The 26,429-nt window shown below is 62.6% G+C and carries 26 protein-coding genes; 15 read left to right on the plus strand and 11 right to left on the minus strand.

Features of this window, described 5'->3' with window-relative positions:
- Positions 1-16 precede the first annotated feature (16 nt).
- The 3 genes from ACZ51H_RS13950 (at position 17) to ACZ51H_RS13960 (ending at position 3,503) form a co-directional block, all read left to right on the plus strand.
- Entirely contained in the window at positions 17-1,120 is a 1,104-nt protein-coding gene (locus ACZ51H_RS13950) for an NAD(P)-dependent alcohol dehydrogenase (RefSeq protein WP_464803344.1), read from the plus strand.
- A gap of 42 nt (positions 1,121-1,162) precedes the next feature.
- Positions 1,163-2,380: an MFS transporter gene (locus ACZ51H_RS13955; RefSeq protein WP_464803345.1), complete on the plus strand. Its 1,218-nt coding sequence runs from the start codon at positions 1,163-1,165 to the stop codon at positions 2,378-2,380.
- Between the two features lie 133 nt (positions 2,381-2,513).
- On the plus strand, positions 2,514-3,503 hold the full coding sequence (locus ACZ51H_RS13960; RefSeq protein ID WP_464803346.1) for an NAD(P)H-dependent flavin oxidoreductase: 990 nt from the start codon (positions 2,514-2,516) through the stop codon (positions 3,501-3,503).
- A gap of 76 nt (positions 3,504-3,579) precedes the next feature.
- Here the strand turns inward: ACZ51H_RS13960 and ACZ51H_RS13965 are convergent, their stop codons facing one another.
- The 3 genes from ACZ51H_RS13965 to ACZ51H_RS13975 form a co-directional block, all read right to left on the minus strand.
- Positions 3,580-3,996: a VOC family protein gene (locus ACZ51H_RS13965; RefSeq protein ID WP_464803347.1), complete on the minus strand. Its 417-nt coding sequence runs from the start codon at positions 3,994-3,996 to the stop codon at positions 3,580-3,582.
- A 79-nt stretch (positions 3,997-4,075) separates the two neighbouring features.
- Entirely contained in the window at positions 4,076-5,146 is a 1,071-nt protein-coding gene (locus tag ACZ51H_RS13970) for a hypothetical protein (RefSeq protein ID WP_464803348.1), read from the minus strand.
- A gap of 53 nt (positions 5,147-5,199) precedes the next feature.
- Positions 5,200-7,182, minus strand: a complete 1,983-nt coding sequence (locus ACZ51H_RS13975; RefSeq protein ID WP_464803349.1) for a flavin-containing monooxygenase — start codon at positions 7,180-7,182, stop codon at positions 5,200-5,202.
- A 121-nt stretch (positions 7,183-7,303) separates the two neighbouring features.
- Between ACZ51H_RS13975 and ACZ51H_RS13980 the strand changes: the two genes are divergently transcribed.
- From ACZ51H_RS13980 to ACZ51H_RS13990, 3 genes are all read left to right on the plus strand, one after another.
- Positions 7,304-7,942, plus strand: a complete 639-nt coding sequence (locus ACZ51H_RS13980) for a TetR/AcrR family transcriptional regulator (protein ID WP_464803350.1) — start codon at positions 7,304-7,306, stop codon at positions 7,940-7,942.
- An 84-nt stretch (positions 7,943-8,026) separates the two neighbouring features.
- Positions 8,027-9,049 carry a methyltransferase gene (locus tag ACZ51H_RS13985; protein ID WP_464803351.1) on the plus strand — a complete coding sequence of 341 codons (1,023 nt, stop codon included), beginning with the start codon at positions 8,027-8,029 and terminating at the stop codon, positions 9,047-9,049.
- A gap of 5 nt (positions 9,050-9,054) precedes the next feature.
- On the plus strand, positions 9,055-10,272 hold the full coding sequence (locus ACZ51H_RS13990; RefSeq protein ID WP_464803484.1) for a dicarboxylate/amino acid:cation symporter: 1,218 nt from the start codon (positions 9,055-9,057) through the stop codon (positions 10,270-10,272).
- 3 nt (positions 10,273-10,275) lie between these two features.
- Here ACZ51H_RS13990 and ACZ51H_RS13995 read toward each other — a convergent pair whose 3' ends face one another.
- The 8 genes from ACZ51H_RS13995 to ACZ51H_RS14030 form a co-directional block, all read right to left on the minus strand.
- Positions 10,276-10,746, minus strand: coding sequence for an Lrp/AsnC family transcriptional regulator (locus ACZ51H_RS13995; protein ID WP_196227476.1), 471 nt, complete (start codon positions 10,744-10,746; stop codon positions 10,276-10,278).
- A 271-nt stretch (positions 10,747-11,017) separates the two neighbouring features.
- Positions 11,018-11,836: a sugar phosphate isomerase/epimerase family protein gene (locus ACZ51H_RS14000; protein ID WP_464803352.1), complete on the minus strand. Its 819-nt coding sequence runs from the start codon at positions 11,834-11,836 to the stop codon at positions 11,018-11,020.
- Between the two features lie 62 nt (positions 11,837-11,898).
- Positions 11,899-12,945, minus strand: coding sequence for a 4-hydroxy-2-oxovalerate aldolase (dmpG, locus tag ACZ51H_RS14005; RefSeq protein ID WP_464803008.1), 1,047 nt, complete (start codon positions 12,943-12,945; stop codon positions 11,899-11,901).
- Positions 12,946-12,971: 26 nt separating this feature from the next.
- Complete coding sequence (locus ACZ51H_RS14010) at positions 12,972-13,919, minus strand: acetaldehyde dehydrogenase (acetylating) (protein WP_464803007.1); 948 nt, start codon at positions 13,917-13,919, stop codon at positions 12,972-12,974.
- Positions 13,920-13,968: 49 nt separating this feature from the next.
- A complete protein-coding gene (locus ACZ51H_RS14015) occupies positions 13,969-14,751 on the minus strand; it encodes a fumarylacetoacetate hydrolase family protein (RefSeq protein ID WP_464803006.1) in 783 nt (260 codons plus the stop codon).
- The gene (locus ACZ51H_RS14020) at positions 14,748-15,263 is read right to left on the minus strand and encodes a flavin reductase family protein (RefSeq protein ID WP_464803005.1); all 516 of its coding nucleotides are present in this window, start codon (positions 15,261-15,263) and stop codon (positions 14,748-14,750) included. The genes ACZ51H_RS14015 and ACZ51H_RS14020 overlap by 4 nt, the downstream gene beginning before the upstream one ends.
- Positions 15,256-16,092, minus strand: coding sequence for an alpha/beta fold hydrolase (locus ACZ51H_RS14025; protein WP_464803004.1), 837 nt, complete (start codon positions 16,090-16,092; stop codon positions 15,256-15,258). Before ACZ51H_RS14025 ends, ACZ51H_RS14020 begins: the two co-directional genes overlap by 8 nt.
- A 60-nt stretch (positions 16,093-16,152) precedes the next feature.
- Positions 16,153-17,373 (minus strand): acyl-CoA dehydrogenase family protein, encoded by a 1,221-nt coding sequence (locus ACZ51H_RS14030; RefSeq protein ID WP_464795496.1) that lies wholly within the window; start codon positions 17,371-17,373, stop codon positions 16,153-16,155.
- A 288-nt stretch (positions 17,374-17,661) separates the two neighbouring features.
- Here ACZ51H_RS14030 and ACZ51H_RS14035 point away from each other — a divergent pair, with 288 nt between their 5' ends.
- From ACZ51H_RS14035 to ACZ51H_RS14075, 9 genes are read left to right on the plus strand one after another with little or no spacing between them, the layout of a single operon-like run.
- The gene (locus ACZ51H_RS14035) at positions 17,662-18,588 is read left to right on the plus strand and encodes a VOC family protein (RefSeq protein ID WP_464803003.1); all 927 of its coding nucleotides are present in this window, start codon (positions 17,662-17,664) and stop codon (positions 18,586-18,588) included.
- Positions 18,589-18,597: 9 nt separating this feature from the next.
- The gene (locus ACZ51H_RS14040; protein ID WP_449468756.1) at positions 18,598-19,497 is read left to right on the plus strand and encodes a CoA transferase subunit A; all 900 of its coding nucleotides are present in this window, start codon (positions 18,598-18,600) and stop codon (positions 19,495-19,497) included.
- Between the two features lie 11 nt (positions 19,498-19,508).
- Positions 19,509-20,306: a CoA-transferase subunit beta gene (locus tag ACZ51H_RS14045; protein WP_460988404.1), complete on the plus strand. Its 798-nt coding sequence runs from the start codon at positions 19,509-19,511 to the stop codon at positions 20,304-20,306.
- 2 nt (positions 20,307-20,308) lie between these two features.
- Complete coding sequence (locus tag ACZ51H_RS14050; protein WP_464803002.1) at positions 20,309-21,211, plus strand: enoyl-CoA hydratase; 903 nt, start codon at positions 20,309-20,311, stop codon at positions 21,209-21,211.
- On the plus strand, positions 21,211-22,299 hold the full coding sequence (locus tag ACZ51H_RS14055; protein WP_464803466.1) for an NAD(P)H-dependent flavin oxidoreductase: 1,089 nt from the start codon (positions 21,211-21,213) through the stop codon (positions 22,297-22,299). Before ACZ51H_RS14050 ends, ACZ51H_RS14055 begins: the two co-directional genes overlap by 1 nt.
- A 15-nt stretch (positions 22,300-22,314) precedes the next feature.
- Entirely contained in the window at positions 22,315-23,064 is a 750-nt protein-coding gene (locus ACZ51H_RS14060; RefSeq protein WP_464803001.1) for an enoyl-CoA hydratase family protein, read from the plus strand.
- Positions 23,064-24,218 (plus strand): acyl-CoA dehydrogenase, encoded by a 1,155-nt coding sequence (locus tag ACZ51H_RS14065; RefSeq protein ID WP_464803000.1) that lies wholly within the window; start codon positions 23,064-23,066, stop codon positions 24,216-24,218. The genes ACZ51H_RS14060 and ACZ51H_RS14065 overlap by 1 nt, the downstream gene beginning before the upstream one ends.
- An 11-nt stretch (positions 24,219-24,229) precedes the next feature.
- Positions 24,230-25,270 (plus strand): acyl-CoA dehydrogenase family protein, encoded by a 1,041-nt coding sequence (locus ACZ51H_RS14070; RefSeq protein ID WP_449468744.1) that lies wholly within the window; start codon positions 24,230-24,232, stop codon positions 25,268-25,270.
- A gap of 2 nt (positions 25,271-25,272) precedes the next feature.
- Complete coding sequence (locus tag ACZ51H_RS14075; RefSeq protein ID WP_464802999.1) at positions 25,273-26,424, plus strand: acetyl-CoA C-acetyltransferase; 1,152 nt, start codon at positions 25,273-25,275, stop codon at positions 26,422-26,424.
- Positions 26,425-26,429 lie beyond the last annotated feature (5 nt).

Below are 26,429 nucleotides of genomic sequence, written 5' to 3' on the forward strand. Positions count from 1 at the left end.
GACAATAGACACAGTCATGACCAAATTGACCAAAGGCTATGCCGCGCTGGCCTCCGATACCGATCTGGAGCCCTTCTCCTTCGCCCGCCGGGATCTTCGTGCCGACGACGTGGCGATCGATATCCTCTATTGCGGCGTGTGCCATTCTGACCTGCATCACGTCCGCAATCACGGCGGGTATGTCACCTATCCGACTGTTCCTGGCCACGAGATCGTTGGCCGGGTGGCGGCTGTCGGGAGCAGCGTCAGCAAATTCCAGCCCGGCGACATGGTTGGGGTGGGCTGCTATGTGGACTCCTGCCAGAAGTGCAAGCCATGCAACGCGGGCGAAGAACCCTATTGCGTGGAATATGCCACGCCCACCTATGGGTTCGCGGATCGGCATGACGGCATGCCATCGCAAGGCGGCTATTCCGAAAATATCGTCGTGTCGGAAAAATTCACGGTACGCATCCCCGACGGCCTGGACCCGAAGGCGGCAGCGCCGCTGCTGTGCGCAGGCATCACCACTTATTCGCCGTTGCGTCACTGGAAGGTCGGCGCGGAACACAAGGTGGCGGTCGTAGGCCTTGGCGGCCTGGGTCATATGGGCCTGAAGTTCGCCAAGGCGATGGGCGCGGAAGTGACGCTGTTCACTCGCAGCCCCGACAAGGAGGAAGAAGCGCGCCGCCTAGGCGCGGACCATGTCGTGCTGTCAACTGACGAGGCGCAGATGGCGGCGGCGGCCAACAGCTTTGACTTCATCCTCGACACTGTTCCCAACGCGCATGACGTGAATCCCTATGTCGCGACACTTGCGTGGAACGGGACACTCATCCTGCTGGGACTGCTCGGCCCGATCGATCCGCCGCTGCACAATGTGTCGCTGATGATGGGCCGCAAGTCGGTCGCCAGCTCCAATGTCGGCGGGATCGCCGAAACCCAGGAGATGCTGGATTTCTGCGCAGCCCATGGCATCGCGAGCGACATCGAACTGATCGACATTCAGGACATCAATGCCGCCTATGAGCGCATGGAAAAGGGCGAAGTGCGTTACCGATTCGTCATCGATAACGCATCGTTACGGGAAAATGAGGCAGCTATTGTGAGCAAAGGTAGCCGCTCGTCACAGTTGACGTGACGGCTACGCTCGCCTTCTCCACTTTCTTGGGATCGCCATAATATGAGCAGCCTTGCGCAACGGCGCGCCGCCGCTGACCCGAACAGGCGGACAGCGCGCATGATGCTCGTCCGGGCATTTCTCGCGCAGAATACAGCCACAGGGTGCGCGTTTGGCGGCTTTGCGGTCAGCATACTGGCGATTCAGGCCCGTTTCGACACGACGCGGAGCATGGCCGCGATGGTCCTTGCCCTCACGGTGCTGGCGATGAGCGGGCTGGGTCTGATCGTCGCGGGAATGATTTCCCGGATCGGCCTGCGCAACACCATGATGACCGGTGCTGTGCTTTCGATAACGGGCTATCTTCTGCTTGCCTTGGTGCAATCGATTGAGGCTACACTTATCGTATGCACGCTCGCGATCGGCCCTGGCGCTTCTCTGCTCGGAGGCTTGCCGCCTAGTATATTGGCCGGGAATTGGCATCCACAGGCGCGAGGAAGGGCGGTCGGGATTGCGTATATTCCGCTATTCGTCACTGTCATTCCCCTCCTCGGCCTTGCAGTCATACAAAGATTTGGCCTGCCGACATTCTTCGTGACCCTAGCGGTACTGCACATTTTGCTCCTGCCCGTACTGCTGGGCATTTCGGAGCCACCGCAGAGCGATTGCCCCGAAAGCGCCACAGTGGCTGCGGGCTCACGACCTTCCATCCTCTCGCATCCGCTGTTCTGGGGGGTGTTGATCGGCGAGGGTGTCCTTCAGGCGAGTACCATCACCGGGTCTGCCCATATCGTTGCCATCGCAACCGAATATGGGGTCGCGGCCCGCTGGGGAGCGCTGCTCCTGTCCATCAAGGGCTTTGCAAGCATATTCGGGTCCATTCTGGCAGGACTGGCTTGTGATAAATTCGGCCCCGCGCGCACATTGAGTGCTGCCGGTGCAGGATTGACCGTCAGTTGGATCCTAATTTCAGCAAGTGGCTGGTTTCCCGCATTGGCGCTGGCGATGATAATCATGGGCATATCGGGAGCGGCCATTTTCCCGCTGGTTGCGGTTCTCGTCGCCCAGATATTCGGGGTAGCGGCATTTCCGCGCACTATAGGATTTCTCGGCGCTTTCACCCTGCCTTTCACGTTCGGCGCTCCGGCCGCAGGTTGGCTGCGAGATACGACGAACAACTATCATGTGGCTATGTTGCTGCTCATGGCGCTATCTTTCGGCGCGGCTATCAACTTTGCTTGGATGAGCCGGACACAGGGCGGTAGAGCCTTGGCGTCGTGAAGATTCTCATCCTTGCTCTTACCTTCGAAAATTAAGCAGAAGCGCTGGGCTATACGCCACATACAAGTGCTGGCGGTTGGGGACGCAGGATAAAGGCAAGGCGGAAGCGGCCTGATCAAAGGGGAATGGTGGAATGAAGACCCGGATTACCGAGCTTACTGGCACGCGCTATCCCATTATCCAGGGTGGCATGCAGTGGGTGGGCCGCGCCGAGTTGGCTTCGGCGGTGTCCAATGCTGGCGGTCTGGGCATCCTGACGGCGCTGACGCAACCGACGCCTGAAGCGCTGGCCGCCGAGATCGAGCGGTGCCGCACGATGACGGACAAGCCGTTCGGCGTGAACCTGACCATTTTGCCGACCGCGCAGCCGGTTCCCTACGAAGCCTATGCGGAAGTCATCGCCGGATCGGGCGTTGGCGTGGTCGAGACAGCCGGGCGCAGTCCCGCCGAGTTCATCGCTCGGTTCAAGCAGGCGGGCGTCAAGATCGTCCATAAATGCACCGCCGTCCGCCATGCGCTTTCGGCCCAGCGGGCGGGCGTCGATGCCGTGTCGATCGATGGGTTCGAAGCGGCGGGTCATCCGGGCGAGGATGACATTCCGGGCATGGTGCTGATCCCCGCTGCGGCGCGGGCGCTGGAGATCCCGATCCTGGCGGCAGGCGGCATGGCGACCGGGCGCAGCATGGCGGCGGCGCTGGCGCTGGGCGCGGAGGGTGTGACCATGGGCACCCGTTTCATGCTGACCAAGGAAGCGCCGATCCATGAGGCGATCAAGCAGGCGGTGGTGCAGGGGACGGAGCGCGACACGACGCTGATCTTCCGCCAGCTGCGCAACACGGCCCGCGTGTTCCGCAATGCCGTTGCCGAGGAGGTGAACGTCAAGGAACGGGAGCCCGGTGCTACGTTCGAGGATATTCGGCCGCTGGTCGCCGGTGCGCGTGGGCGCGCTGCGCTGGAGAGTGGCGAAGTGGATGGCGGGCTGGTCTGGGCCGGGCTTGGCATCGGTTTGATGGACGACATTCCGACATGCGCCGAACTGATCGAGCGCATCGTGGGCGAATGCCGCGAGGCGCTGGGCCGCGCCGTGGCGCTGACCGGGGAGGCAAATCCGCCTATGGGATAAGGCGCTGCGACTGCTCAGACCGGCACATGGCTCGCGAAAAGCGCCATCGCTCCTCGCGAGCCTGTTTCCTGCAAAATCAACCGCCGTTCTGGCTCAGCTGAAGCATATGACCCTCCGGATCGGCAACAAAGGCGACCTGCATGCCGCCCATGCCGGGAACTTCCCGCGCTGGTTCCAGAACACGTCCACCGGCTTTTTCCACTCGGGCGATCAGGTCGGCAATATCCTTCGTTGCCAGGCCTAGGATCAACTCGTTTGCGGCAGGCGTCTGGGTGTCGTGGAACTGAGCAAGAATGAACAGCGGCCCACCCTCGTAGGTCGGCATAAACACGACTTCGCTGACCTTCCGCTCATTGATTTCCGTTTCAACGCGGTTCATCTCGACCAGACCGATGGCCGAGGAATAGAAGGACAGCGCCTTGTCGAGGTCCTTGACCTGGAGTTTGGTGAACATGAAATCGGTGTTGCCGTTCTTGGCAAAGGGTATAGCCATGTTTTATCTCCTATTCTGACATTCTCGCACAGCGATTGACTGGTCGCCGAACTGCGTGAAGCGGTGGGTGAAGCCGCCCTCAGGCGGCTTCGTCCATTGCATCGGGCGGGATGTTCGTAGGACCGCCAATATCATAGACCGTGGCCAGAAGTCCGACGAACGCATTGTCATTCATGGGATCGGTCGGCACTTCGAACTCGACACCACGCTTCTTCATGTCCTCGATCAGCATGTTGATCGCCTGCTCATGGGTGATGTCGTCGCGGTGATCGTAGGTCAGCTTGAAATCGTCCATGTCCTTGAACAGGCGGGCGCCCCAATGGACCAGGAAGCGCATTTCCTCTTCCGGCACCTTCTGGGTGACCTTGCCAAAAGTTTCGATCTGCCAGCCGGTCGGATCCTGCGCATCAGGGCCAAAGGTCGAACTGATGTCGAGCCCTTGCGGCCTGCGCATGGCGACCGGACCCGCAGCCTGTCCGTGGTGGAACGTCATCTCGTTTTCGACGACCACCGCACGGCCCCACATGGGGGCGTTGATCTGCATGGCCTCACCGCTCGGCCCATCAGGCCAGCAGTTGAAGCCGCCGCCGATCTTACCTTTATAATACCAGGCGATCACCTGGCCCTTCTTCGAGCGCCAGCGATTGAACAGGCAGGACTTCGCCATGGTCAGCAGCAGCCAGAGCGGCGTGTTTTCCATCGTCAAACCACGGAAGACAGTGCCATCCAGATGGGGTGGCCCGCCAAGGGGGGTTGGTCCCTGGATATTGAAGAGGAAGGTCTCCGGCTCGGCATATTGGCAGTCGTAATAATTACGTACCAGCTCGAGAAAGCGGGAGTTGTAATAGCAATCCTCGATCTCCGGGTAGAAGCAGGTTCCCCCCCGCGCCAAATATCCTCGAAATCCGGGATAGATGCCAATCATGTCCCAGGTCAGCTTGACCCCTTCCGGCAATTTCTTGCCTGCGCCTGAAGTCGTGGCGATAACCTCCTCTGGCGTTTTGAAGTTTTCTGCCAGCATCAACGGCCAAGGACCATTGTTACGAGCAACACTCAACAAACGCGCATGCTGATCGTCCGTATACGCCTTATCGATCAACTGCGGAGGTGCGACCGGGCGGAATTGCTCAGCGAGATCACGAAGCATCATCTAGTCTCCTAATGGTATTCGGTTTTCATCCGTTTCCTGTTTACGGAAGCGGATCAGATGGTCAGCATTTCCATTTCGCGCGGTGCGGGCTTGACGGCATCATCGGCGCGGGTGACGTTGAAGTCTTCTTCGCGGGGCGAGCGCAGGACATGCCAGATGCGCGAGTTGTGGCGCGGGATGGCGAGGATGACCTTCTTCTGCCCGTCGGCTCCCTTGTCGCGATAATAGCCATGGGCGCTGCCGCACTGGACCCAGGCGGTCTTGGCCAGGTTCGCATCGACATCGTCGATAAACGCCTGCGTCGCCTCTGGCGACACATCGAAGGACGACAGATGATCGTCCACCATCCATTGCAGCAGTTCGATGATATAATGGACCTGCTGCTCGCTCACCACCGCATGGTTGGCGACCAGATAGCTGTAGGGCGCGCCCATGAAGACGAAGTTGGGGAAGCCGGTGATCAGCATGCCTTCATAGGAGAAGGGATGCGGGTCGAACGCGTCCGTCAAAGTTTCGCCGCCGACGCCGCGAATGTCGAACTGCCGCCCGAAATGCAGATTATAGCCGGTCGACAGCAGCAGCACATCGCATTCGATCCGCGTGCCATCGGCCAGGATCACCGCGTCCTGCTCGGCCTCGGCCAATTCGCCACGCACGATCGACACATTGGGCTTTTTGAGCGTGTCGTAAAAGCCGCAATCCAGGATCGGTCGTTTCGCGAAAACCGGGAAGTTGGGTGTCAACAGCTTCACCATCTCCGGATCGTCCGGGAAATGACTGTTCAGATAGCCTTCGCACATCATCCGCATGCCGTCGTTGATCGGACCAAAGCCGCCCGTCTTCGCGGCATAGTCCTCATCCTTCATGATCATGCCGTGCATGTCGCGCATCTGGCTGTGTAGGCTTTGCAGCCGCTTCCACTGCGCGACGAAGGGCACATATTCCATCGCCCAGCGCTCGAGTTCCGCCACCGGCGCATGCGCCTGCGGATTGGGGATGATATGTTCCGGCTGGCGCTGCACGATCACCAGTTCGCCAACCTTGTCGGCAATGGCCGTCGCCACCTGTACGCCCGAACAGCCCGTGCCGACCAGGACGACCTTCTTGCCCGTCAGATCGACCGAATGGTCCCAGGCGGCCGAATGAATGACCGGCCCCTTGAAGCTGTCGAGATTCTTCACCTTGGGATAATTGGGATTGTTGTTGGGTCCCACCGCCATGATGAGGACGTTGCACTCATGGCTTTCCGGCTTGCCGTTCCGGACCGCCTTCACCGTCCAGATCTTGCGCTTCTCATCCCATTCCGCACCCTCGACCCAGGTGCCGAACCGGATCCGGTCGCGAAGGCCATATTTGTCGGTGACGCGATCCAGATAGGACAGGAATTCCTGGCCGCGCGGGTAGAATTGCGTCCACGAAGCATTGGGCTCGAAGGAGAAGGAATAGATGCGGCTCGGCGTGTCGACCGCCGCGCCCGGATAAGTGTTGGTCAGCCAGTTGCCGCCAACCGTGTCCATCGCCTCCAGCACGGTGAAGTCAAATCCCGCCTGCTGCAATTTGATGGCCGCGTTGATGCCCATCATGCCCGCGCCCACAACCAGCACCTTGAAATCGGCGGGCGGGACATCGGCCGCCTTGCGAATGCGCGTGTCGGTGGTGAACCCGGCATGCTGGAACGCGACATCCACCGACATTTCGGGAAGGTCCTGACCCAGCAGCAAACGGCTCATCCGCTTGAACATCGGCCGGTCCAGCTGCGGCATGACCGGAGGCTTCCCGGCCTTTACCGCCACGCGCAGGCGATCCCGGATCTCGGCGACCACGGCCGGATCGATGGACGGCCGTTCTTCATGCGCATGGATATCGACGAACGTCTCGACCAGATCTTCCTGGCGGCCGTCGATTGCGTCCCAATAGTGGTTCAGCAGCGTCCGATTGCCGGTCATCTGGATCAACGCCATCAGCGCCATGGTGGGGTCCAGCGCATCGATCGCGGCATCGACCCTGGCATTCATGTCCAGCACCCGTTCGTGCATCCCGTTTCTCCTCTTATGTGTCCGCTTTCGGACTCGATGAGAATATATTACACATTAGTGTGTAATTGGTCAATGACAACTCTGCTTGCCATTGCTCTTCCGCTGCGCGACGAGGCAAAAGATGAATGAAACGAGCACCAAGAGGCGAGCGGGCCGCCCGACGGCGGAGGCGGCCGAACAGAAGCGCATGAACCTGATTCTCATCGCGGTGGAGGAATTTGCCCGTGCAGGCTTTCACGCGGCCTCCTTGCGCGACATCGCGGAAAAGGCGCAGGTGTCGAGCCGCACCCTCTACAATCATTTCCCCGACAAACTGGCGCTTTTTGCCGCCTGCCTCGAATATTCGGGCGCACAGCTTCAGCCGGACGTCCCCGAGCTACAGGGTGACCTGCACACGCGCCTTGTCACCTACGCGACGGAAATGCAGCGCCAGCTTTCCTCGACCCGCAGCATGCGGATTTCCCGGCTTATCTACCGGGAAGGCGGAGAGTTCGACGAACTGCGAAAGATCGCTCGTCACCAGTTTGAACGGTATCAGGTCAGTCCGGTTGCGGAGATGCTGAAGAAAGAAGGCGCCTCCGCCGCGGAAAGCCGCAGCTTCGCCATGCAATTCGTCGCCATGGCCTTTGGCGAATGGCAACGCCGCTTATTGTTCGGCGAGCCTCCGCTTACGCTCAGCGAAATGGCCGCGCATGCACGGTTGGTCACGGGACTGTTCCTGAACGGCATCCGTTCAAACCTGGGCAAAATGGACAGCTGACTTTCCCACCCCTTCAGAGAAATGCGATAACGGGACCCGACACGCCACTCTCCGCGTTTTGCCCTCATGATGGGAGAAGCGGGCATGGAGCACATAGAGTTGGGGGCACCGGTGGCGGTCGAGCCATTGGAAGAAGATAGCACCGACGGGAACATCGTGGCTGGCGACGGCCGGGCAGCCGTTCTGCTTGATCTGCTACACGTCCTGAAGAACCGTGGATATAGTTTCGTCACCCCCACGCCCGCCACGCATGCACGGGTTGTCGAACGAGCGTCACGTCGGTCTGCCCATGACCTGCGGGATATTTTCGGCTGGTCGCTACCGTTCGATCCGAAGCTGCTGGACCCGGAACTTGCTCGCATCCTGACAAAGGCCAACGCACTGGAAAGACATGGCGACGGCCTGAAAAGCCGCTTCCGCGTGTCATCGCTTGGGAACGACCTGCTCCTTCACTCCGCTTATCCGACTGATTGTCAGGAAGCGGTATTCTTCGGACCTGACAGCTATCGCTTCGCGCGATTGATCGGCGATGAATTGTCTCGATGCCCGCAAAAGAAGGGCGCGCGGCTTGTCGATATCGGCACAGGCGCCGGGGTAGGCGGGATAGTGGCCGGTCATCTTTGCCCTGCTGTCGATATTTTGATGACCGACATCAATCCCCTCGCGCTTTATCTCGCCCGCATCAACGCGCAGGCCGCCGGTATCACGGCCCGCTTCCGCCAGACCGGCGATCTGTCCGCGGCACATGGGACGTTCGACCTCCTGCTCGCGAACCCTCCTTATATCATGGACGCCGCAGGCCGCGCCTATCGTGACGGCGGGGGCATGCACGGTGCTGAAGTATCGCTTATGATGGCACAGCAGGCCCTCCCCCGGCTGACCGCTGACGGGCGCTTCATTCTTTACACTGGCAGCGCGATCGTCGATGGCCACGACCAGTTGAAGGACCGCTTGGCCGATCTTGCAGCGACGCGGAACTGCGCGCTACGCTACACCGAAATCGACCCGGATGTGTTTGGCGAAGAACTGGAAAATCAGGCCTATTCCGACGTCGACCGCATCGCGCTCATAGCCGCGATCATCGAACGAAAGGACAGCCCAGCTTGATCGCGGTGAAGGGTCGGCCGTTGCACCTTCTTGCCGGTCTTCTCATCGGCCTGATTGCAGGCATCGCCACCAGTGGGCCGGCACAGGAGTTCGTCGGTAAAATCCTGCTGCCGATCGGCAGTCTATGGCTCGATGCCCTAACCATGACAGTGGTCCCGCTGATCTTCGGCCTGCTCGTCACCGGCATCGCCTCCGCCTCCCGCAATGCCGCTGCTGGCAGCATCGCGACCCGCGCCCTCATCCTCTTCGCCCTGATGCTGACCGCCGCCTCTGTAACAGCGGCCTTATTGGCAGAAGGGCTGTTGCGGCTCTGGCCTGTCACTCAAGGATTGGCGGAGGCCGGAGGCACCTCCCCTCCCCCTCTTTCACAAAGCGAATGGTTTCGCGGAATCATTCCTGCAAATCCTCTGAAGGCCGCCGCCGAAACCGCCATGGTCCCGCTCGTCACATTCGCGATATTCTTCGGCTTCGCCATCTCTCGCATCAGCACGGACCTGGCCGATCCACTGCTTGGACTGCTGCGCGGACTGGTCGAAACCATGCTGATCATCGTGGGTTGGGTGCTGGCGGTTGCACCTGTCGGCGTAGCCGCCTTGGCATTCGGCGCGGGCGCGAAGCTGGGCGTCGGCGTGGTTGGCGCCTTTGCCCAATATGTGGCGGTTGTCATAGCCTGCTGCCTTGCCGCCACGCTGCTCGCCTATATCTGGGCAGCTTTTGCAGGCGGTCGCTCCCCATTGCGCTTCGGGCGATCGGCCTTGGCCGCTCAGGCGGTAGCACTGGGCACCCAATCATCACTCGCGACCTTGCCGGTAATGGTGGATGCGGCCCGCGAGCTGGATGTTCCCGAAGAAACAACTGCCATCGTGCTGCCGATGGCGGTTTCGCTATTCCGCGCGGCCAGTGTCGCCGCAAACGTCGCGGTCACCATCTATCTCGGGCATATGCACGGCATCTTTCCTGGGGCCGCGACCCTTGCGCTGATCGCGTTGGTCGCCGTTCCCATCAGCCTCGGCGCGGTAGGTCTTCCGGCCCAAATATCCTTTTTCGCGACGATCGCCCCTGTCTGCATCGCTGCGGGCATTCCCGTCACAGCGCTGCCGTTGCTCCTCGCGATTGAGGCGATACCGGACCTGTTTCGCACGGTGGGCAACGTAACCAACGATCTCGCTGCCGCCTGCGCCATCAGGCCAAAGCCGTCGTTATCCGCAGAGCAGGCCCCGTGAAAGTCAGGTCGGCCCCAAGGGCACCACATTGAATTCATATTTCACGATATCCACCGCGATACCGGAATCGATATGGGCAACACCCTCGATGCCGGAAATATGATCGTAGAGGAATTGCTGAACCTCGGAAAAATCGTGCAGCGCCACCATCAATTCCAGGTCATATCCGCCGTTCATGGCGTTGACGCTCAGCACCTCGGGGAATTTCGCCAGATCGCGGCCCACATCCTGAATGCCGCGCCCCTGCACCCTGACGCCCACGGCCAGGATGACATTATATCCCCTGGCGGCGAAGTCGGTCACGGCGACCACGCGCATGGCGCGCGCATCTTCCATCTTCTGCAACCGTGCCGAAACGGTCGCGGCGGTCACCGATAGCTGCTGCGCAATATCCTGATTGGTCGCTCGCCCATTGGTCCGCAGGATTTCGATGATATTATTGTCCAGCGCGTCCAATGAGGGCGGCGCTGTCATCCGCCCATTCCTTATCTGCATGCCGCCATGACTCCCGTCGATCCACGGAGGTATAGCGTGTGGAAATGGAGAGTGCCACATGAGGCCCATGGAAACAGTGGCATAGGCCGTAGCGCATCTGGCGAGGACGCAACGCTACGATGCCCGCTTCGCCGAATATTACGACGGAGATGATCGCTCAGCGACCCGATGCGTAAGAAACGCGTAATTTAGCTATGTAAAAAAATCTGCGGCGCCATCCTATTTTTCCTATTTTCCTATTTCTTGTTTTTCAGTGCGTTCTTTTCACCACTTCCTTCACGCAATCCACCGCCATTTGCGCCCGCATTTGCGGGTTGATGCCTTGTTCGATGGCGTCTTGCTGGGGTATTTCGACGCTGATTGGTGTGTTGGGATTGAGGGCGTGGAGGAACGCTGGAATATTGAACGTGCCTTGTCCGGGGAGTTGCCGCTGGATGCCGGCTTCGCGTTCGAGTTCGCTGGGATCGATGGTTGTTGGGCCGTCGGCTATCGGGGCGATGGCGATGGCGGGGTGGGCAAGGAGGGCGAAGCTGGTGTCTGGTTCGGGTCCGCGCATGATGTGGAGGAGGTCGGCTGTGACCTTGATGTCGGATCGGCCGGAACGGGCTATTTCGTCGAGGGCGGCCCTTAAGGTTTGGACCTGGGAGGGGGGATAAAATTCGATTGCGAGGGCGATGTTGAACCCTGAAGCAAGCTCGGCCAGTTCGACGAGCTTCTCGGTGCGGCGGATGGGATCGCGGTCGTAGCACAGGACATTGGCGAGGGGCGCGCCAAGCGCGGCGCCGGTTTCGAGCGCGGGGATGAAGTCAGCGGGATTGGTGCGCCCCGCCATGGTGAAGGGGTAGATGAGGTCGACCGTGACCCCGGTGGCGGCGAGCGCATCGCGGGTCTGGCGCAGCGCCTGGGGGTCGCGCACCAGGTCATAGCTGGGCATGGCGGGCAGCACCTCCATGGAATGGAGGAACGGGCAGATGCCTGCGCAGCCCACCTGTGCGGCGATTTGCGCCAGCTGCCAGGGGGTGGTGTCGGTGACGGTGATATGGTCGAGCGACAGGCGTCTATCGGCCATATCCTCTCCTCCTGTTCCGCATGAGCCGTGCCGGGCGCGGACAAGCCGCGCCCGGCGGCTGATCAGGCCGCGGCTTCGCGCGCCTTGACCATGTCGAGGGCGACATCGACGATCATGTCCTCCTGCCCGCCGACCATCTTGCGACGGCCGAGTTCAACGAGGATAGTGCGGGTGTCGAGGCCGTAGGTTTCGGCGGCCTTTTCGGCATGACGCAGGAACGAGGAATAAACCCCGGCATAGCCCAGCGCGAGGGTCTCGCGATCGACCCGAACCGGCCGGTCCTGCAAGGGGCGAACCAGATCCTCGGCCGCGTCCATCAGCGCCATGACGTTACAGCCATGGTTCCAGCCCTTGCGCTCGGCAGCGGCGATGAACACCTCGAGCGGCGCGTTGCCCGCGCCCGCACCCATACCGGTCAGCGAGGCGTCGATCCGCACCGCGCCGCACTGCGCCGCGACGATCGAGTTGGCGACGCCGAGCGAGAGATTATGGTGAGCGTGGATGCCGCGCTGGGTCTCGGGCTTCAAGACCCGGTCATAGGCTTCGAACCGGGCCTTGACCCCGTCCATGTCGAGCGCGCCGCCGCTGTCGGTCACATAGACGCACTGCGCGCCATAGCTTTCCATGAGCAGCGCTTGGGCCGCGAGCTTCTCGGCATCGATCATGTGGCTCATCATCAGGAACCCCGAGACGTCCATGCCAAGATCGCGGGCGATGCCGATATGCTGTTTCGAGACGTCGGCCTCGGTGCAATGGGTCGCGACCCGCACCGAGCGCACGCCGATGTCATAGGCGCGGCGCAGTTCCTCGACCGTGCCGACGCCCGGCAGGATCAGCGTGGTGAGCACGGATTTGGTCAGCACCGAAGCGACCGCTTCGAGCCATTCCCAATCGGTATGCGCGCCGAAACCATAGTTGAAGCTCGCGCCATTGAGGCCGTCGCCATGGGCAACCTCGATCGCGTCGACGCCTGCGTCATCCAATGCCTTGGCGATCGATTTCACATGGTCGATGCCGTACATGTGGCGGATGGCGTGCATGCCATCGCGTAGCGTCACGTCCTGAATGTAGAGCTTGTCGCCCGCCTCGACGTTGAATGTGCTGGTCATGTCTTGATACTCCGTGGGCGCGCGCTTCAAGCGGCGACCGTCTTGCCCTGGGCGATGCGCTGCGCGAGCAGCTCGCCGGTCGCCTTGGCGGCGGCGGTCATGATGTCGAGATTGCCCGAATAGCTGGGCAGATAATCGCCCGCGCCCTCGACCTCGAGCAGGATCATGGTCTTGATGCCGGTGAACTCGCCGCGACCGGGGATGGTGAGCTTGTTGTTGTCGCCAAAGCGCTCGAACTGCACGTCCTGCTTGAGGCGATAGCCCGGCACATAGGCCTGCACCTTCTTGACCATCGCCTCGACCGAGGCGCGGATCGTCTCTTCATCCGCGCCTTCGGACAAAGTGAACACGGTGTCGCGCATGATCATCGGCGGTTCGGCGGGATTGAGGATGATGATCGCCTTGCCCTGCGCCGCGCCGCCGACCTTTTCGATGGCGCCTGCGGTGGTGCGGGTGAACTCGTCGATATTGGCGCGGGTGCCCGGACCCGCCGAGCGCGAGGAGACCGACGCGACGATCTCGGCATAATGGACGGTCGCGACCTGGGAGACGGCGGCAACCATCGGGATCGTCGCCTGCCCGCCGCAGGTCACCATGTTGACGTTGCCAGCATCGAGATTGGCTTCGCCATTGACCGTCGGGATGGTGTAGGGGCCGATCGCGGCGGGGGTGAGGTCGACCACCTGCTTGCCGTCCTTGCGCAGCGCTTCGTCATGGACCTTGTGGGCGTAAGCGGAGGTCGCGTCGAACACGATACCGATGTCGGGATAGACATCCATCTTCATGAGGCCTTCAAGGCCTTCATGGGTGGTGGCGACGCCGCGCTCGCGCGCCATGGCGAGGCCTTCGGACGCCTCGTCGATGCCGACCACGGCCACCAGTTCCATATTCTGGGGATATTTGATCATCTTGATCATGAGGTCGGTGCCGATATTGCCCGACCCGATGATCGCCGCCTTGACCTTGCCCGTCATTACTTACTCCTCACGGCATCGCCCGCAAGCGATGCGCCACTTTTCATATTCAGATAAAGCGCGCGGTGCAGCTGCCAACCCCGTGGAGCTGCATCTCGAATATATCGCCTGGCCGCGCCGGTTCGAGCGGCACCAGGCTGCCCGACAATATCACATCCCCGGCGTCGAGCGTTACCCCATAGGCGCCCAGCGTATTGGCGAGCCAGGCGACCGCCTGCGCTGGCGACCCCTGCACCGCATGGCCATAGCCTTCCGACAGCGGCTGCCCGTTCTTGGTGACGGTGACATGGAGATTGGGGAGGTCATGCTCGCGCGGGTTCACGCGCGCGTCCCCCAGCACATAGACGCCGCAGGACGCATTGTCAGCGACAGTGTCGACGATGCCGATCTTCCAGTCCTGGATGCGGCTATCGACGATCTCGAAACAGGGAACGATGCTCTCCGTCGCGGCGATCACATCTTCCGCCGTGACGCCCGGCCCCTTGAGGCTGTCCTTGAGGATGAAGCCGATCTCCGCCTCGGCGCGCGGCGCGATGAGGCCGTTTGCCGCGACATCGATGTCACCCTCGATATACATGCGGTCGGTCAGGAAACCGAAATCGGGCTGGTGCACGCCCAGCATGTCCTGCACGGCCTTGGAGGTGACGCCGATCTTCTTGCCGATGACGCGCTCGCCATCACCCTTGCGGCGTTCGAGCGCGCCAAGCGAGATCGCATAGGCGTCATCGATGCCAAGCTGCGGGTAACGCGCCATCAGCGGCGGCACGGTGCGCCCCTCGCGCAGCGCCTGGTAGAGCTCGTCCGCCAATGTTTCGTTCAGGCTATCGCTCACAGATAGGCTCCGTCCTGGAAGATGAGGGGATCGACCGCGTCGGACAGGCGCACCGCCTTGACCCGGGCGATGACGATGCTGTGGGTGCCAAAGGGGGTCATGCTCTCGATCGTGCAGGAGAGGTTGGCCTGCGCTTCATCGAGGATGGGAAGGCCATGGGCATCGGGGGTCCAGTTGCCAACGCCAAAGCGCGCCTCGCGCGCCACCGCGCCGCCGAATGCTGCCGACACTTCGCGCTGGTGGCGCGAGAGGAGGTTGATGCTGACCGGACAGCCAGGCGAGAGATGGGCGTGGATGCCCGCTGTCTGGTTAACGCAGACGAGGACGGCGGGCGGATCCATGGTGAGTGAGGTGATCGAGGTCGCGGCCATGCCGACCGGCGTCTTGCCCTCGCCCAGCGCGGTGACGATCGCCACGCCCGAGGGCAGGCGGCGCATCGCGCCCTTAAGGCCAGCGGTGACATCGACGGGCTCTGGAACAGGCACGGATTGCGCAGGAGCAGCGTCAGCCATTCTTCAGGAAGTCCAGCGAGTAGCGGTTGAACTCTGCCGCCCGCTCGACCTGCACCCAATGGCCGGTCTGCGAGAAGGTGAGGCAGCGCACGTCGGGGCAGGCGTCGAGGAAGAGACGGGCGTGGCTTTCGGGACAGAATTCGTCATTGAGGCCCCAGAGGACGAAGATCGGCTGCTTGACCTCGCCAAGGCGCACCCCGAGGTCCGGCGTCTTGACGCGGGCGAGCACATCCTTGGGCTGGGTGCGCGCGACGGCAAAACGTTCCTCGACCAGCGCGTCGGTGATCAGGTGCGCCGAGGATGGGTGCATGAGGTTGCCGATCAGGCGGCGCTGTTCCTCGATGTTGAATTCAGGGCTGCCAAAGCCCGAGCGCATCTTGGCGATGCCGGGCATGGTGAAATAGCTCATCTGTTCCGCCACGCAGCCCGGCGCCATCAGGACGAGCTTGCCGATGGTGAATTCAGGGTGGTCGAGCGCGATCTGGAGGGCGATGCCGCCGCCCAGCGAGTTGCCGATGAGGTGGCCGCTTGTGATCCCATGCTGCGTGAGCGCGTCGAGCAGGGTCTGGGTAAACAGCTCGAGCGGATAATCGGCCTCCGGCTTGGACGAGGCGCCATAGCCGATGAGGTCGGGCAGGATAACGCGGTAACCGGCATCGGCAAAATCTTGCGCATTGTTGCGGAAGTTGGACGCGCCCGATGCCCCGGGGCCGCTGCCATGGATGAAGATGACGGTGGGGGCGTTTGCCTGCGCCCCTGCGATTTCCGCGATCGAAATCTCATATCCGCCCGCAACGCTATAGGTCTTGCGGATCAATTCACTGCCCATGGATATCCTCTTTTGTCCTGGCCCGATGCTGTCCAGATGTCAGATGGTCAGATGCTCGCTTCAGATGAAGGTGAAGGCGGGTGGTTCGCCATTGATCGTGCCGATGACATCGCTGGTGCGGTTGGCCGGGTCATTGGCGACATGGGCGCGCGCGGCGTGAAGGTCGAGCCAGGGCTGGAGGATCGGGCTCGACATATAGACCGCCCGGCCGCCCAGCAGCTTGACCATGCCGTCGGCCAGTTCGGCCATGCGGCGCACGACGCTGGCGGACTGGTAGGCAAAGAGCGCGCGCTTTTCCATCGGCACGGGCTCATTGCGGCCCGCATAGTCCATGAGGTCATTGAAGGTCGTGCGGTGGGTCAGTTCCATCTCATTGGTCTCGGCGATCGCGCGGGCGATGGCGGCGTGGAGATTGGGGTCGGCCTTGGACGCCTTGCCGGTGTTGGTCGAGACGCGGTTGCCCATGATCTCCATCGCAGCGCCAGTGGCGGCGCGGATGCCGCCGAAGGCGGCGCTGGAGACCGAGCGGATGAAGAGCTGCGCCCAGGGGATGCGGTAGAGCGGGGCGGTGTTGGTTTCCTGGCCCGGATTGGTGCCGGCAAAGCCGTCGCTCGCCTTGTGGGTGCGATGTTCGGGCACGAACACGCGCTCGACCACGATGTCGAAGCTGCCGGTGCCCTGGAGGCCGAACGTGTCCCAGGTGCCCTCGATCACCTGATAGTCGGAGCGCGGCAGCAGGAAGGTGCGCATGTCGGGCGGGCCGCCATCGGTGTCGAAATTGATCGCGCCAAGCAGCACCCAACCGCAATGGGAGGAGCCTGAGGAGAAGCCCCAGCGGCCCGACAGGTAGAAGCCGCCTTCGACCTTCTCCACCTTGCCGACCGGCTGATAGGTGGAGGAGACGAGCATGTCGGGATCATCGCCCCACACTTCCTTCTGCGCCTCGTCATGGAAGAGGGCGAGTTCATAGGGGTGGCAGCCCAGCACGCCGTAGATCCAGCCTGTCGACATGCAGCCTTCGGCGAGCGCCTTCTGGATTTCGAAGAAGACATTGGGGTGCATCTCATAGCCGCCGTAACGCTTGGGCTGGAGCACGCGGAAGAAGCCGGCCGCCTTCATCTCGGCGACGGTTTCGGGGGGCACGTCATGGGCGATGGTGCAGGCGCGCGCGCGCTGGCGCAGCGTCGGGATCATGGCTCTGGCTTTGGCGATCAGACTTTCGGGTGAAGGTATCCCGGCATTCGCCTCGTCAATGGGTCGGCTTGCTACTGCCCCGGTCATGATCTTCTCCATTGTAGGCGACTCTACTTCAGATTTGCTATATGCGTAGATTATGTAAACTGCTATTACGCAAACTGTCAAGGCAAACAGGGCTTGCGCATTTGGGCCGTTGCTTATAGGCGGATTGGGAACGAATTGCCATAAGCTCGTGAGCGCGCTTAACTGCGCCTCCCCCTGCAAGTGCGAAACAGGCGGCAGCGCTTGCCATATGCGTATGGGGAAGGTCATTTTGCAACGCTCTGCGGCAGAGCATGGCTGGCAGACAGGAAAGAAGGCGAGGCGCTTGAAATGGCAGTGATATCGCTAGGCTATGTGGTGATCGAGGCGCGGGACCTGGGCGCCTGGCAGGATTTTGCCTGCAATATCGCGGGATTGATGGCGGCGCCTTCGGCAAGCGAGGATGTCGCGCTGTTCCGCATGGACGACCGGCCCTGGCGCCTGCGGGTGCAGAAAGGCGCGGCCGACCGCTTCGTGGCGCCAGGCTGGGAATGCGCGAATCGTGACGCTTTCGAATCGGTGCTGGCCCGCCTCGAGGCGGCGGGCCGTCCGGTGGAACGGGCGGGGGTCATGGAAGCGCGTGGCCGTCAGGTCTATGAACTGGCCCGCTCGTCCGACCCGGCGGGTAACCCGATGGAGCTCTTCTACGGCCGCTTCGTCGACTACGCCCCCTTCGTCTCGCCCGCGGGCGTCAGCCGCTTCGTGACCGGCAGCCCCCATGGCGCGGACGGCGACATGGGGATGGGCCATGTCGTGCTCACTGCCCCCAATTTCGACGAGACCCACGCTTTTTATAAAGACGTTATGGGCTTTGGCGACACCGACCTTGGCCGCTTCTACCTGATGGGTGGGGGCGAGGATGATCCGGGCGTGGGCTTTGCCTTCATGCACTGCAATGGCCGCCATCACAGCCTGGCGCTTGGCCAGCTGCCCGAAAGCCCCAATGGCGCTGTCCACATGATGCTGGAGGTCGGCTCCCTTGAGGATGTCGGCCGCGCCTATGACCGGGTTTTGAAGAGCAAGGGCAAGGTGCCGCTCTCGGCAACGCTGGGTCGTCATGTCAACGACAAGATGACCAGCTTCTACATGCAGACGCCCGGCGGCTTCGACATCGAATATGGCTGGAACGGCCTTGTAATCGACCCGGCGACCTGGGTCCCCACCACCAGCCTTTCTGTAAGCGACTGGGGCCATAAATGGGCTCACGAGCAGGACTGACGCAAAAGGATGACTGACATTATGCTCGACAAGCGCATGAGCGTCGACGACATCGTCGACCAGATTTCCGACGGGATGACCATCGGCATCGGCGGGTGGGCCACGCGCCGCAAGCCCATGGCGCTGATCCGCGCCATCGCCCGCTCGAACCTGAAAGACCTGACCGTCATGGCGGGCTATGGCGGCATGGACATCGGCCTGCTCGCCGCCACCGGCAAGATCAGGAAGCTGGTCTTCGCCTTTGCCAGCCTCGACCATTATCCGCTCGAACCCCATTTCCGCAACGCCCGCCAGGCGGGCGCCTTCGAGGTGCTCGAGCTTGACGAGGGCATGTATCACTGGGGTCTGCGCGCAGGCGCGATGAAGCTGCCCTTCCTGCCGACGCGCGTGGGCATCGGCACCGACATCATCACGCAAGACGGCTTCGACTTCAAATTCGTGAAGAGCCCCTATGCCGATGGCGAGGAATTCGTCGCCATGCCAGCGCTGGTGCCCGACATCGCCCTGATCCATGCCCATCGTTCCGACGAGCGCGGCAATATCCTCACCCTCTCGGTCGATCCGATCTTCGATGAACTGCTCGTGCGCGCAGCCAAGAAAAGCTACGCGACGGTCGAGAAGATCGTGCCGACGGCTGAGCTCGATATGAAGAAGAACAGCCGCTACAACCTCGTCGAGCGCGCGATGATCACCGGCGTTGCCGAGGCACCCTTGGGCGCGCATCCCTCGAGCGCTGACCCCGACTATCAGCTCGATCTCAAGCACATCAAGACCTATGTCGAAAGCGCCGCCTCGCCCGAAGCCTGGGCCGAGTATAAGGCGAAATATATCGACGTGTCGGAAGCCGATTATCAGGCAGCGATCGGCGGCGCGGACGCCGTCAAGCAGCTCCCCGTCCCCATTTACTAAGCGAGAGACCCATGACCCAGAACAGCTATTCGCTCGCTGAACTCGTCATCGCCGCCTGCGCCGAAGTCTGGCGCGAGGATGGCGAAGTGATGGCGACCGGCATCGGCCCCCTCCCCCGCATCGGCGCTGGCCTTGCCAAACTGAGCTTCGCGCCCGCGATCCAGACCACCGATGGCGAGGCCTGGTACACCAGCGAGCCGGTCGGCCCGGGCAAGCGCACCGCCGAGCCCGAGTTCGAAGGCATCGCCAATTATGACCGCGTCTTCTCGGCGCTCTGGAGCGGCCGCCGCCATGCGCTGGTTGGCCCGGTGCAGATCGACCGTTATGGCCAGGCGAACATCTCGGTGATCGGCGACCATAAGAAGCCCAAGGCAGCGATGCTCGGCGCGCGCGGCTTCCCCGGCAACTCGATCAGCCATCCCAACAGCTTCTTCTTTGCCAACCACAACAAGCGTGCGTTCGTGGAAGGCGAGGTCGATTTCGTGTGCATGGCGGGCTACAACCCGGCGCGCTACCGCAATGGCGCTGCGCCCCAGGGCCTGGACTTGCGCCGCATCATCACCAACCTTTGCGTGATGGATTTCGGCGGGCCGGATCACCAGATCCGCGTGATCTCGCTGCATCCGGGTGTGACGTTCGAGGAAGTGCAGGACAATACCGGCTTCCCGCTGGCAAAAATCGATGGCGAAATCCCCACCACGCCCGCGCCAACGGCCGAGCAGCTGGAGCTGATCGCCAGGATCGACCCCAATAATGTCCGCGCGACCGTGTTCAAGGACAATCCGGCCGGAGACAGAAGGGCAGCCTGACGATGAACGAGACCGACCGCCTGGTCGAACCGCAAAAGGTCGACATTGTTTACGAAACGGATGAGCCGGTCACCTATGAGGTGATCGACCATGTCGCGTGGATCATGATGAACCGTCCGGGCTTCAACAACGCCCAGAACGGCCAGATGACCTATGCCCTTGATGACGCGTTCGTACGCGCCGTGAACGATGACGATGTGCGCGCGATCGTGCTGGGCGGCAACGGCAAGCATTTCTCCGCTGGCCATGACATCGGCACGCCGGGCCGCGACGTGCACCAGCATTTCGAGAACCGGCTGCTGGTGCCCGGCCATGTCAACAAGCCCGCGGCCGAACTGCTTTACACCCGCGAGAAGGAGCAATATGTCGGCATGTGCCGGCGCTGGCGCGATGCGCCCAAGCCCACCATCGCCATGGTGCAGGGGGCCTGCGTCGCGGGCGGCCTCATGCTCGCCTGGGTGTGCGACCTCATCGTCGCGACCGACGACGCCTTCTTCCAGGACCCGGTCAACCGCATGGGCATCCCGGGCGTCGAATATTTCGCCCATGCCTATGAGCTGCCCCCGCGCGTCGCCAAGGAGTTCCTGCTCTTGGGCGAGCGGATGAGCGCGCAGCGGGCCGAAAGCTTCGGCATGGTCAACAAGATCGTCTCCCGCGAGGCGCTGCGCGAGACGGTGGCAGGCATGGCGGCCAAGCTCGTCGCCCAGCCCCGCCTTGGCAACTGGCTCACCAAGCAGGCGATCAACCATGTCGAGGAGCTGATGGGCAAGCGCAACGCGATGGACGCGCAATATCATATGCACCATTTCGCCCATGCCCAGAACGACCTCGTCCAGGGCAGTTCGATCGCGGGCCTCGATGCCAAGAAGATGGCCGAGGCCAATAAGAAACAGGCGAGCGAATGATGGGCGATCCGCTGCACACGATCCTGACGGAGCGGCTTGGCTGCCGCTGGCCGATCATCCAGACCGCGATGGGCTGGGTCGCTGAACCCAGCCTCGTCATCGGGTCGAGCAATGCGGGCGCCTTCGGCTTCCTCGGCGCGGCGGTGATGACGCCGGACGAAGCGCGCGAGAAGCTGCTCGCCGTCCGCAAGGGCACCGACCGGCCCTTCGGCGTCAACTTCCACAGCTTTCAGCCCGGCGCTGACGCAATCGTCGAGCTGATCCTCGCCAACAAGGATCAGGTGCGCGCCGTCTCCTTCGGCCGCGGTCCCAATGCCAAAATGATCGGCCGCTTCAAGGATGCAGGCATCCTCTGCGTCCCCACCGTCGGCGCGGTCAAGCATGCGCAGAAGATGGTCGAGCTCGGCGTTGACATGGTCAATGTCCAGGGCGGCGAAGGCGGTGGGCATACAGGCTCCGTGCCGACCACCGTGCTGCTCCCCCAGGTGCTGGACGCGGTCAAGGTGCCGGTGATCGCCAGCGGCGGCTTTGCCGACGGGCGCGGGCTGGCCGCAGCGCTCGCCTATGGCGCGGTCGGCATCGCCATGGGCACGCGCTTCCTGCTCACCAAGGAAAGCCCGGTGCCCGACACGACCAAGGCGGCTTATCTGAAAGCCACGACCGACGGCATCATCGTCACCACCAAGCTTGACGGCATTCCGCAGCGGATGGTCCGCACCCGCCTCATGGACAAGATCGAAAAGTCCGGTTCCTTGGGCATGTGGCTGCGCGCGATCGAGGCCGGCATGGCGATGAAGAAGCAGACCGGCGCGAGTTGGATCGACTTCATCAAATCAGCGCGCGGCATGACGGCGCATGGCGCGATGCCGCTCAAACAGGCGATGATGGCCGCGACCATGCCGATGCTGATCCAGAAGGCGGTGGTCGAGGGCGACATCGAACATGGCGTGATGGCGACCGGCGTGGTCGGCGGACGCATCGTTGAAATACCCAGCTGCCAGGAACTGGTCGATCGCATCGTCGCCGAGGCGCATGAGCGCCTGGCCGCGCTCGCCGCGATGGGCCGCGAGACCGCCAGCGCCGCCTGAAGAAGAGGGAAGACAATGCCGATTACGCTGACCGTCAAGGGCGCCATCGCCGAAATCCTGTTCGACCATCCGCCGGTCAACGCCTTCGACACCAAGGGTTGGGAATCGATCCCGGCCATGGTTTACGAAGCGGCGGCGAACGAAGATGTGAAGTGCATCCTGATCCGCGCCGAAGGCCGCGGTTTCTGCGGCGGCGTCGACATCAAGGAGATGCAGGCCCACCCCGAGCGCATCGCCAAATTGAACAAGGATAATTACCTCACCTTCAAGGCGATCCGCGAATGCGCGATCCCCGTGGTCGGCGCGCTCCACGGCTTCGTCATCGGCGGCGGCGTCAATATCGCGGGCGCCTGCGACGCGCTGATCGCGGCGGAAGGCGCCTATTTCTCGCTGCCCGAGATCGATCGCGGCGCGATGGGGGGAGCCGCCTTCATGAGCCGCATGCTGCCCGTTCAAATGGTGCGCGCCAACTTCTTCACCGGCGGGCGCATCCCGGTCGAGGACGCCTATCGCCATGGCTCGGTGCACAAGGTCGTGCCACTCGAAAGCCTGAAGGACGAGGCCTACGCTTTCTGCGAAATCATCGCGTCCAAGAGCCGCGCGGCCCTGGTCATCGCCAAGCAGGCGCTCAATCTCATCGAGCCCACCGACCCCTCGGCACATTACCGGATCGAGCAGGGCTTCACGCTCGAAATGTATATGCATGAAGACAGCCAGAAGGCGCGTGACGCCTTTGTGGACAATAAGGGCGCGGCGAAATTCTGATGGACCTGACTTATACCCCCGAACAGCAGGCGTTCCGCGCCGAAGTGCGCAGCTGGCTGGAAGCCCATGTGCCGCAGGGATCGCTGGAGCATTTCGACGCAACGCGCGAAGGTTTCGAAGCGCATCGCCAATGGGAAAAGACGCTGAAATCGGGCGACTGGGGCATGGTGACATGGCCCAAGGAATATGGCGGGCGCGGCCTTGACCTCATCCAGTGGCTGATTTTCGAGGAAGAATATTATCGCGCCGGGGCGCCGGGCCGCGTCAACCAGAATGGCATTTTCCTGTTGGGTCCGACGCTGATCGAATTCGGCACTCATGAGCAGAAGCAGCGTTTCCTGCCCAAGATGGCGTCGGGCGAGGAAATCTGGGCGCAGGCCTGGTCCGAACCGATGGCCGGGTCCGATCTGGCAGGCGTGCGGGCGACCGCCGTGCGTGAGGGCGACGAATATATCCTGAACGGCCACAAGATCTGGTCTTCCCGCGCGGTGTTCGCCGACTGGGCATTCGGCCTGTTCCGCGAGCCGGGCAGCGAGCGGCACAAGGGCATGAGCCTGGCCTTCTTCCCGCTGAATGCGCCGGGCGTGACGGTCAATGCGATCAAGAAGATCAACGGCCATGTCGGTTTCGCCGAGATTTTCCTCGAAAATGTCCGCGTCCCCGCCTTCAATCGCCTCGGCGACGAAGGCCAGGGCTGGCATATCTGCATGGCGACCGCAGGCTTTGAACGCGGCCTCATGCTGCGCTCCCCTGCCCGCTATCAGGTAGCAGCGAAGAAGCTTGCCGAGCTGTGGACCGCCAACAAAGAAACGGCCGACCCCGCGCTCGAAGCCGATGTCGTACGCGCGCACATGAATGCCGACGCCTATGCGCTCAACATCTACCAGACCGCCTCGCGGCTGATGGCGGGCGCCAAGATCGGCCCGGAGGCGTCGACCAACAAGATCTTCTGGTCCGAACTCGACATTCACCTCACGCAAACCGCGCTCAATATCCTGGGACCGCAGGCCGAACTCACGCACGAAGCGCCGGACGCGAACCCCGTCGACTGGATCGACGACTATATCTTCGCGCTCGCAGGCCCGATCTATGCCGGGTCGAACGAGATCCAGCGCAACATCATCGCCGAGCGCATGCTCGGCCTGCCGCGCTAAGGGGATTTAAGATGGATTTCACCTTAAGCGAAGAACAGCTGATGTTCGCCGAGACCGCGCGCTCGCTGTTCGCCGACAGCTGCACGCCCGATCATTGGCGCAAGATGATGGAAGCAGGCGTGGCGCGCGACGATGCGCGCTGGGCCTCCATCGTGGAAACCGGGCTGACGCTGGTGCTGCTGCCCGAAAGCGCGGGTGGCATCGGGCTTGGCGAGACTGACTTTGCCCTGATTGCGCAGGAAGCGGGTTATGTCGCGCTGCCCGAGCCGTTGGTGGAAAGCGCAGGGGTCGCCGCGCCGATGCTGGCGGCGCTGGCCCCCGACAGTGACGTGCTGGCCGATCCGAGCGCGACGATTGCGATCCAGCATCCGCTCAACCCCTTCGTCGCCAATGCGGACAGCGCGGCGGCTATTATCCTGCATGATGGCGGTGAGGCCTATCTGGTGACGCCCGATCAGGTGATGCTGACGGCGCAGCCCAGCATCGATCCGTTCCGCCGCATCTTCTCCGTCGCGTGGAGCAAGGACAAGGCGACGGCTTTGGGCAAGGCGGATTGGGACTTGGCGCTCGACCGCGCGGCGCTGTTCAACGCTGCCTTTGGGCTGGGCCTTGCCCAGCGGTCGGTCGACCTCGCCGTCGACTATGCCAAGGAACGGCAGCAGTTCGGAAAGCCCATCGGCAGCTATCAGGCGGTCAAGCATCACCTGGCCTCCGCTCAGGTCGCGATTGAATTCGCCAAGCCGGTGGTCGCCGCCGCCGCTGCGGAAATCGGCGCCCGCGACGTGCAGGCCCGCGCCCGTGTCAGCCATGCCAAGCTGGTGGCCCTTGAGGCCGCCGACAAGGCCGCCCGCGCCTCGATCCAGGTGCATGGCGCGATGGGTTACAGCTGGGAGGTGGACGTCCACCTCTTCTTGAAGCGCGCCCTTGCCCTGACGCAAAGCTGGGGCACCCCCGCTCATCACCGCGCGCGCATCGCCACGCGCATCTTCACCCAGCCCATGGGGCCGGACCAGACCTTTGCCAGAGACGCTGGACAAAAGCAGGAAGCTTGAAAATGCCTGAAGCCTATATCGTCGACGCCGTCCGCACCCCCATCGGCCGCAAGAAGGGCAGCCTCGCCGCCGTCCATCCCGCCGACCTTGGCGCGCACCCGATCCGCGAACTGGTCAAGCGCACCGGCATCGACCCGTCAGGCGTCGATGACGTGGTGTGGGGCTGCACCGAGACGATCGGCGGCCAAGCAGGCGATATCGGCCGCACCGCATGGCTGGTCGCAGGCCTGCCGGAGGAAATCCCCGGCGTCACCGTCGACCGCCAGTGCGGCTCTTCGCAGCAGGCCGTCCACTTCGCCGCGCAAGGCGTGATGAGCGGCACCCAGGATCTGGTGGTCGCAGGCGGCAGCCAGGCGATGAACCAGATCCCGATCATGGCCGCGATGATCGCAGGCGCCCAATATGGCTTCGACAGCCCCTTCCACGGGTCAAAGGGCTGGGTCGAACGCTATGGCATGGAAGAGGTCAACCAGATCAAGTCGGCCGAGATGATCGCCGACAAATGGGGCATCAGCCGCTTGGGCATGGAAGAATTCGCCCTCGCCTCCCACCAGCGCGCGCAGGCCGCCTGGGACAATGGCTGGTTCGACAAGGAAGTCGCACCGCTCGAAGGCCTGGCCCGCGACGAAACCATCCGCCCCACCACCTCGCTCGAGGGCCTGGCGTCCTTGAAGCCCGTCAATGAAGGCGGCATCATCACCGCAGGGGTCGCCAGCCAGAATTGCGACGCCGCCGCCGCGCTGCTGATCGCCAGCGAGCAGGCGGTCAAGGACCATGGCCTCACGCCCCGCGCGCGCATCCATCACCTGTCCGTCCGCGCCGCCAACCCGGTGTGGATGCTGACCGGCCCGATCCCCGCCACCCAATATGCGCTCAAGAAGGCGGGCATGGCGATCGGCAACATCGATCTGTTCGAATGCAATGAGGCGTTCGCCAGCGTCACCATGGCCTGGATGAAGGAACTCGCCATCCCGCACGAAAAGGTCAATGTGCAGGGCGGCGCGATCGCGCTTGGCCATCCGATCGGCGCCACCGGCGCGCGGCTCATGACCACGTTGCTGGGCGCCCTTGAACGCACGGGTGGGCGCTATGGCCTCCAGACCATGTGCGAAGGCGGCGGCCAAGCCAACGTCACCATCATCGAGCGATTGTAAGAGGG

Source organism: Sphingobium sp. TomMM15, from assembly GCF_055397045.1.

Bases quoted from the DNA above. Each gene is read 5' to 3' on its own strand.
- ACZ51H_RS13950 (WP_464803344.1), top strand. From the start codon at position 17: ATGACCAAATTGACCAAAGGCTATGCCGCGCTGGCCTCCGATACCGAT.
- ACZ51H_RS13955 (WP_464803345.1), top strand. From the start codon at position 1,163: ATGAGCAGCCTTGCGCAACGGCGCGCCGCCGCTGACCCGAACAGGCGG.
- ACZ51H_RS13960 (WP_464803346.1), top strand. From the start codon at position 2,514: ATGAAGACCCGGATTACCGAGCTTACTGGCACGCGCTATCCCATTATC.
- ACZ51H_RS13965 (WP_464803347.1), bottom strand. From the start codon at position 3,996: ATGGCTATACCCTTTGCCAAGAACGGCAACACCGATTTCATGTTCACC.
- ACZ51H_RS13970 (WP_464803348.1), bottom strand. From the start codon at position 5,146: ATGATGCTTCGTGATCTCGCTGAGCAATTCCGCCCGGTCGCACCTCCG.
- ACZ51H_RS13975 (WP_464803349.1), bottom strand. From the start codon at position 7,182: ATGCACGAACGGGTGCTGGACATGAATGCCAGGGTCGATGCCGCGATC.
- ACZ51H_RS13980 (WP_464803350.1), top strand. From the start codon at position 7,304: ATGAATGAAACGAGCACCAAGAGGCGAGCGGGCCGCCCGACGGCGGAG.
- ACZ51H_RS13985 (WP_464803351.1), top strand. From the start codon at position 8,027: ATGGAGCACATAGAGTTGGGGGCACCGGTGGCGGTCGAGCCATTGGAA.
- ACZ51H_RS13995 (WP_196227476.1), bottom strand. From the start codon at position 10,746: ATGACAGCGCCGCCCTCATTGGACGCGCTGGACAATAATATCATCGAA.
- ACZ51H_RS14000 (WP_464803352.1), bottom strand. From the start codon at position 11,836: ATGGCCGATAGACGCCTGTCGCTCGACCATATCACCGTCACCGACACC.
- dmpG (WP_464803008.1), bottom strand. From the start codon at position 12,945: ATGACCAGCACATTCAACGTCGAGGCGGGCGACAAGCTCTACATTCAG.
- ACZ51H_RS14010 (WP_464803007.1), bottom strand. From the start codon at position 13,919: ATGACGGGCAAGGTCAAGGCGGCGATCATCGGGTCGGGCAATATCGGC.
- ACZ51H_RS14020 (WP_464803005.1), bottom strand. From the start codon at position 15,263: ATGGCTGACGCTGCTCCTGCGCAATCCGTGCCTGTTCCAGAGCCCGTC.
- ACZ51H_RS14025 (WP_464803004.1), bottom strand. From the start codon at position 16,092: ATGGGCAGTGAATTGATCCGCAAGACCTATAGCGTTGCGGGCGGATAT.
- ACZ51H_RS14030 (WP_464795496.1), bottom strand. From the start codon at position 17,373: ATGACCGGGGCAGTAGCAAGCCGACCCATTGACGAGGCGAATGCCGGG.
- ACZ51H_RS14035 (WP_464803003.1), top strand. From the start codon at position 17,662: ATGGCAGTGATATCGCTAGGCTATGTGGTGATCGAGGCGCGGGACCTG.
- ACZ51H_RS14040 (WP_449468756.1), top strand. From the start codon at position 18,598: ATGACTGACATTATGCTCGACAAGCGCATGAGCGTCGACGACATCGTC.
- ACZ51H_RS14045 (WP_460988404.1), top strand. From the start codon at position 19,509: ATGACCCAGAACAGCTATTCGCTCGCTGAACTCGTCATCGCCGCCTGC.
- ACZ51H_RS14050 (WP_464803002.1), top strand. From the start codon at position 20,309: ATGAACGAGACCGACCGCCTGGTCGAACCGCAAAAGGTCGACATTGTT.
- ACZ51H_RS14055 (WP_464803466.1), top strand. From the start codon at position 21,211: ATGGGCGATCCGCTGCACACGATCCTGACGGAGCGGCTTGGCTGCCGC.
- ACZ51H_RS14060 (WP_464803001.1), top strand. From the start codon at position 22,315: ATGCCGATTACGCTGACCGTCAAGGGCGCCATCGCCGAAATCCTGTTC.
- ACZ51H_RS14065 (WP_464803000.1), top strand. From the start codon at position 23,064: ATGGACCTGACTTATACCCCCGAACAGCAGGCGTTCCGCGCCGAAGTG.
- ACZ51H_RS14070 (WP_449468744.1), top strand. From the start codon at position 24,230: ATGGATTTCACCTTAAGCGAAGAACAGCTGATGTTCGCCGAGACCGCG.
- ACZ51H_RS14075 (WP_464802999.1), top strand. From the start codon at position 25,273: ATGCCTGAAGCCTATATCGTCGACGCCGTCCGCACCCCCATCGGCCGC.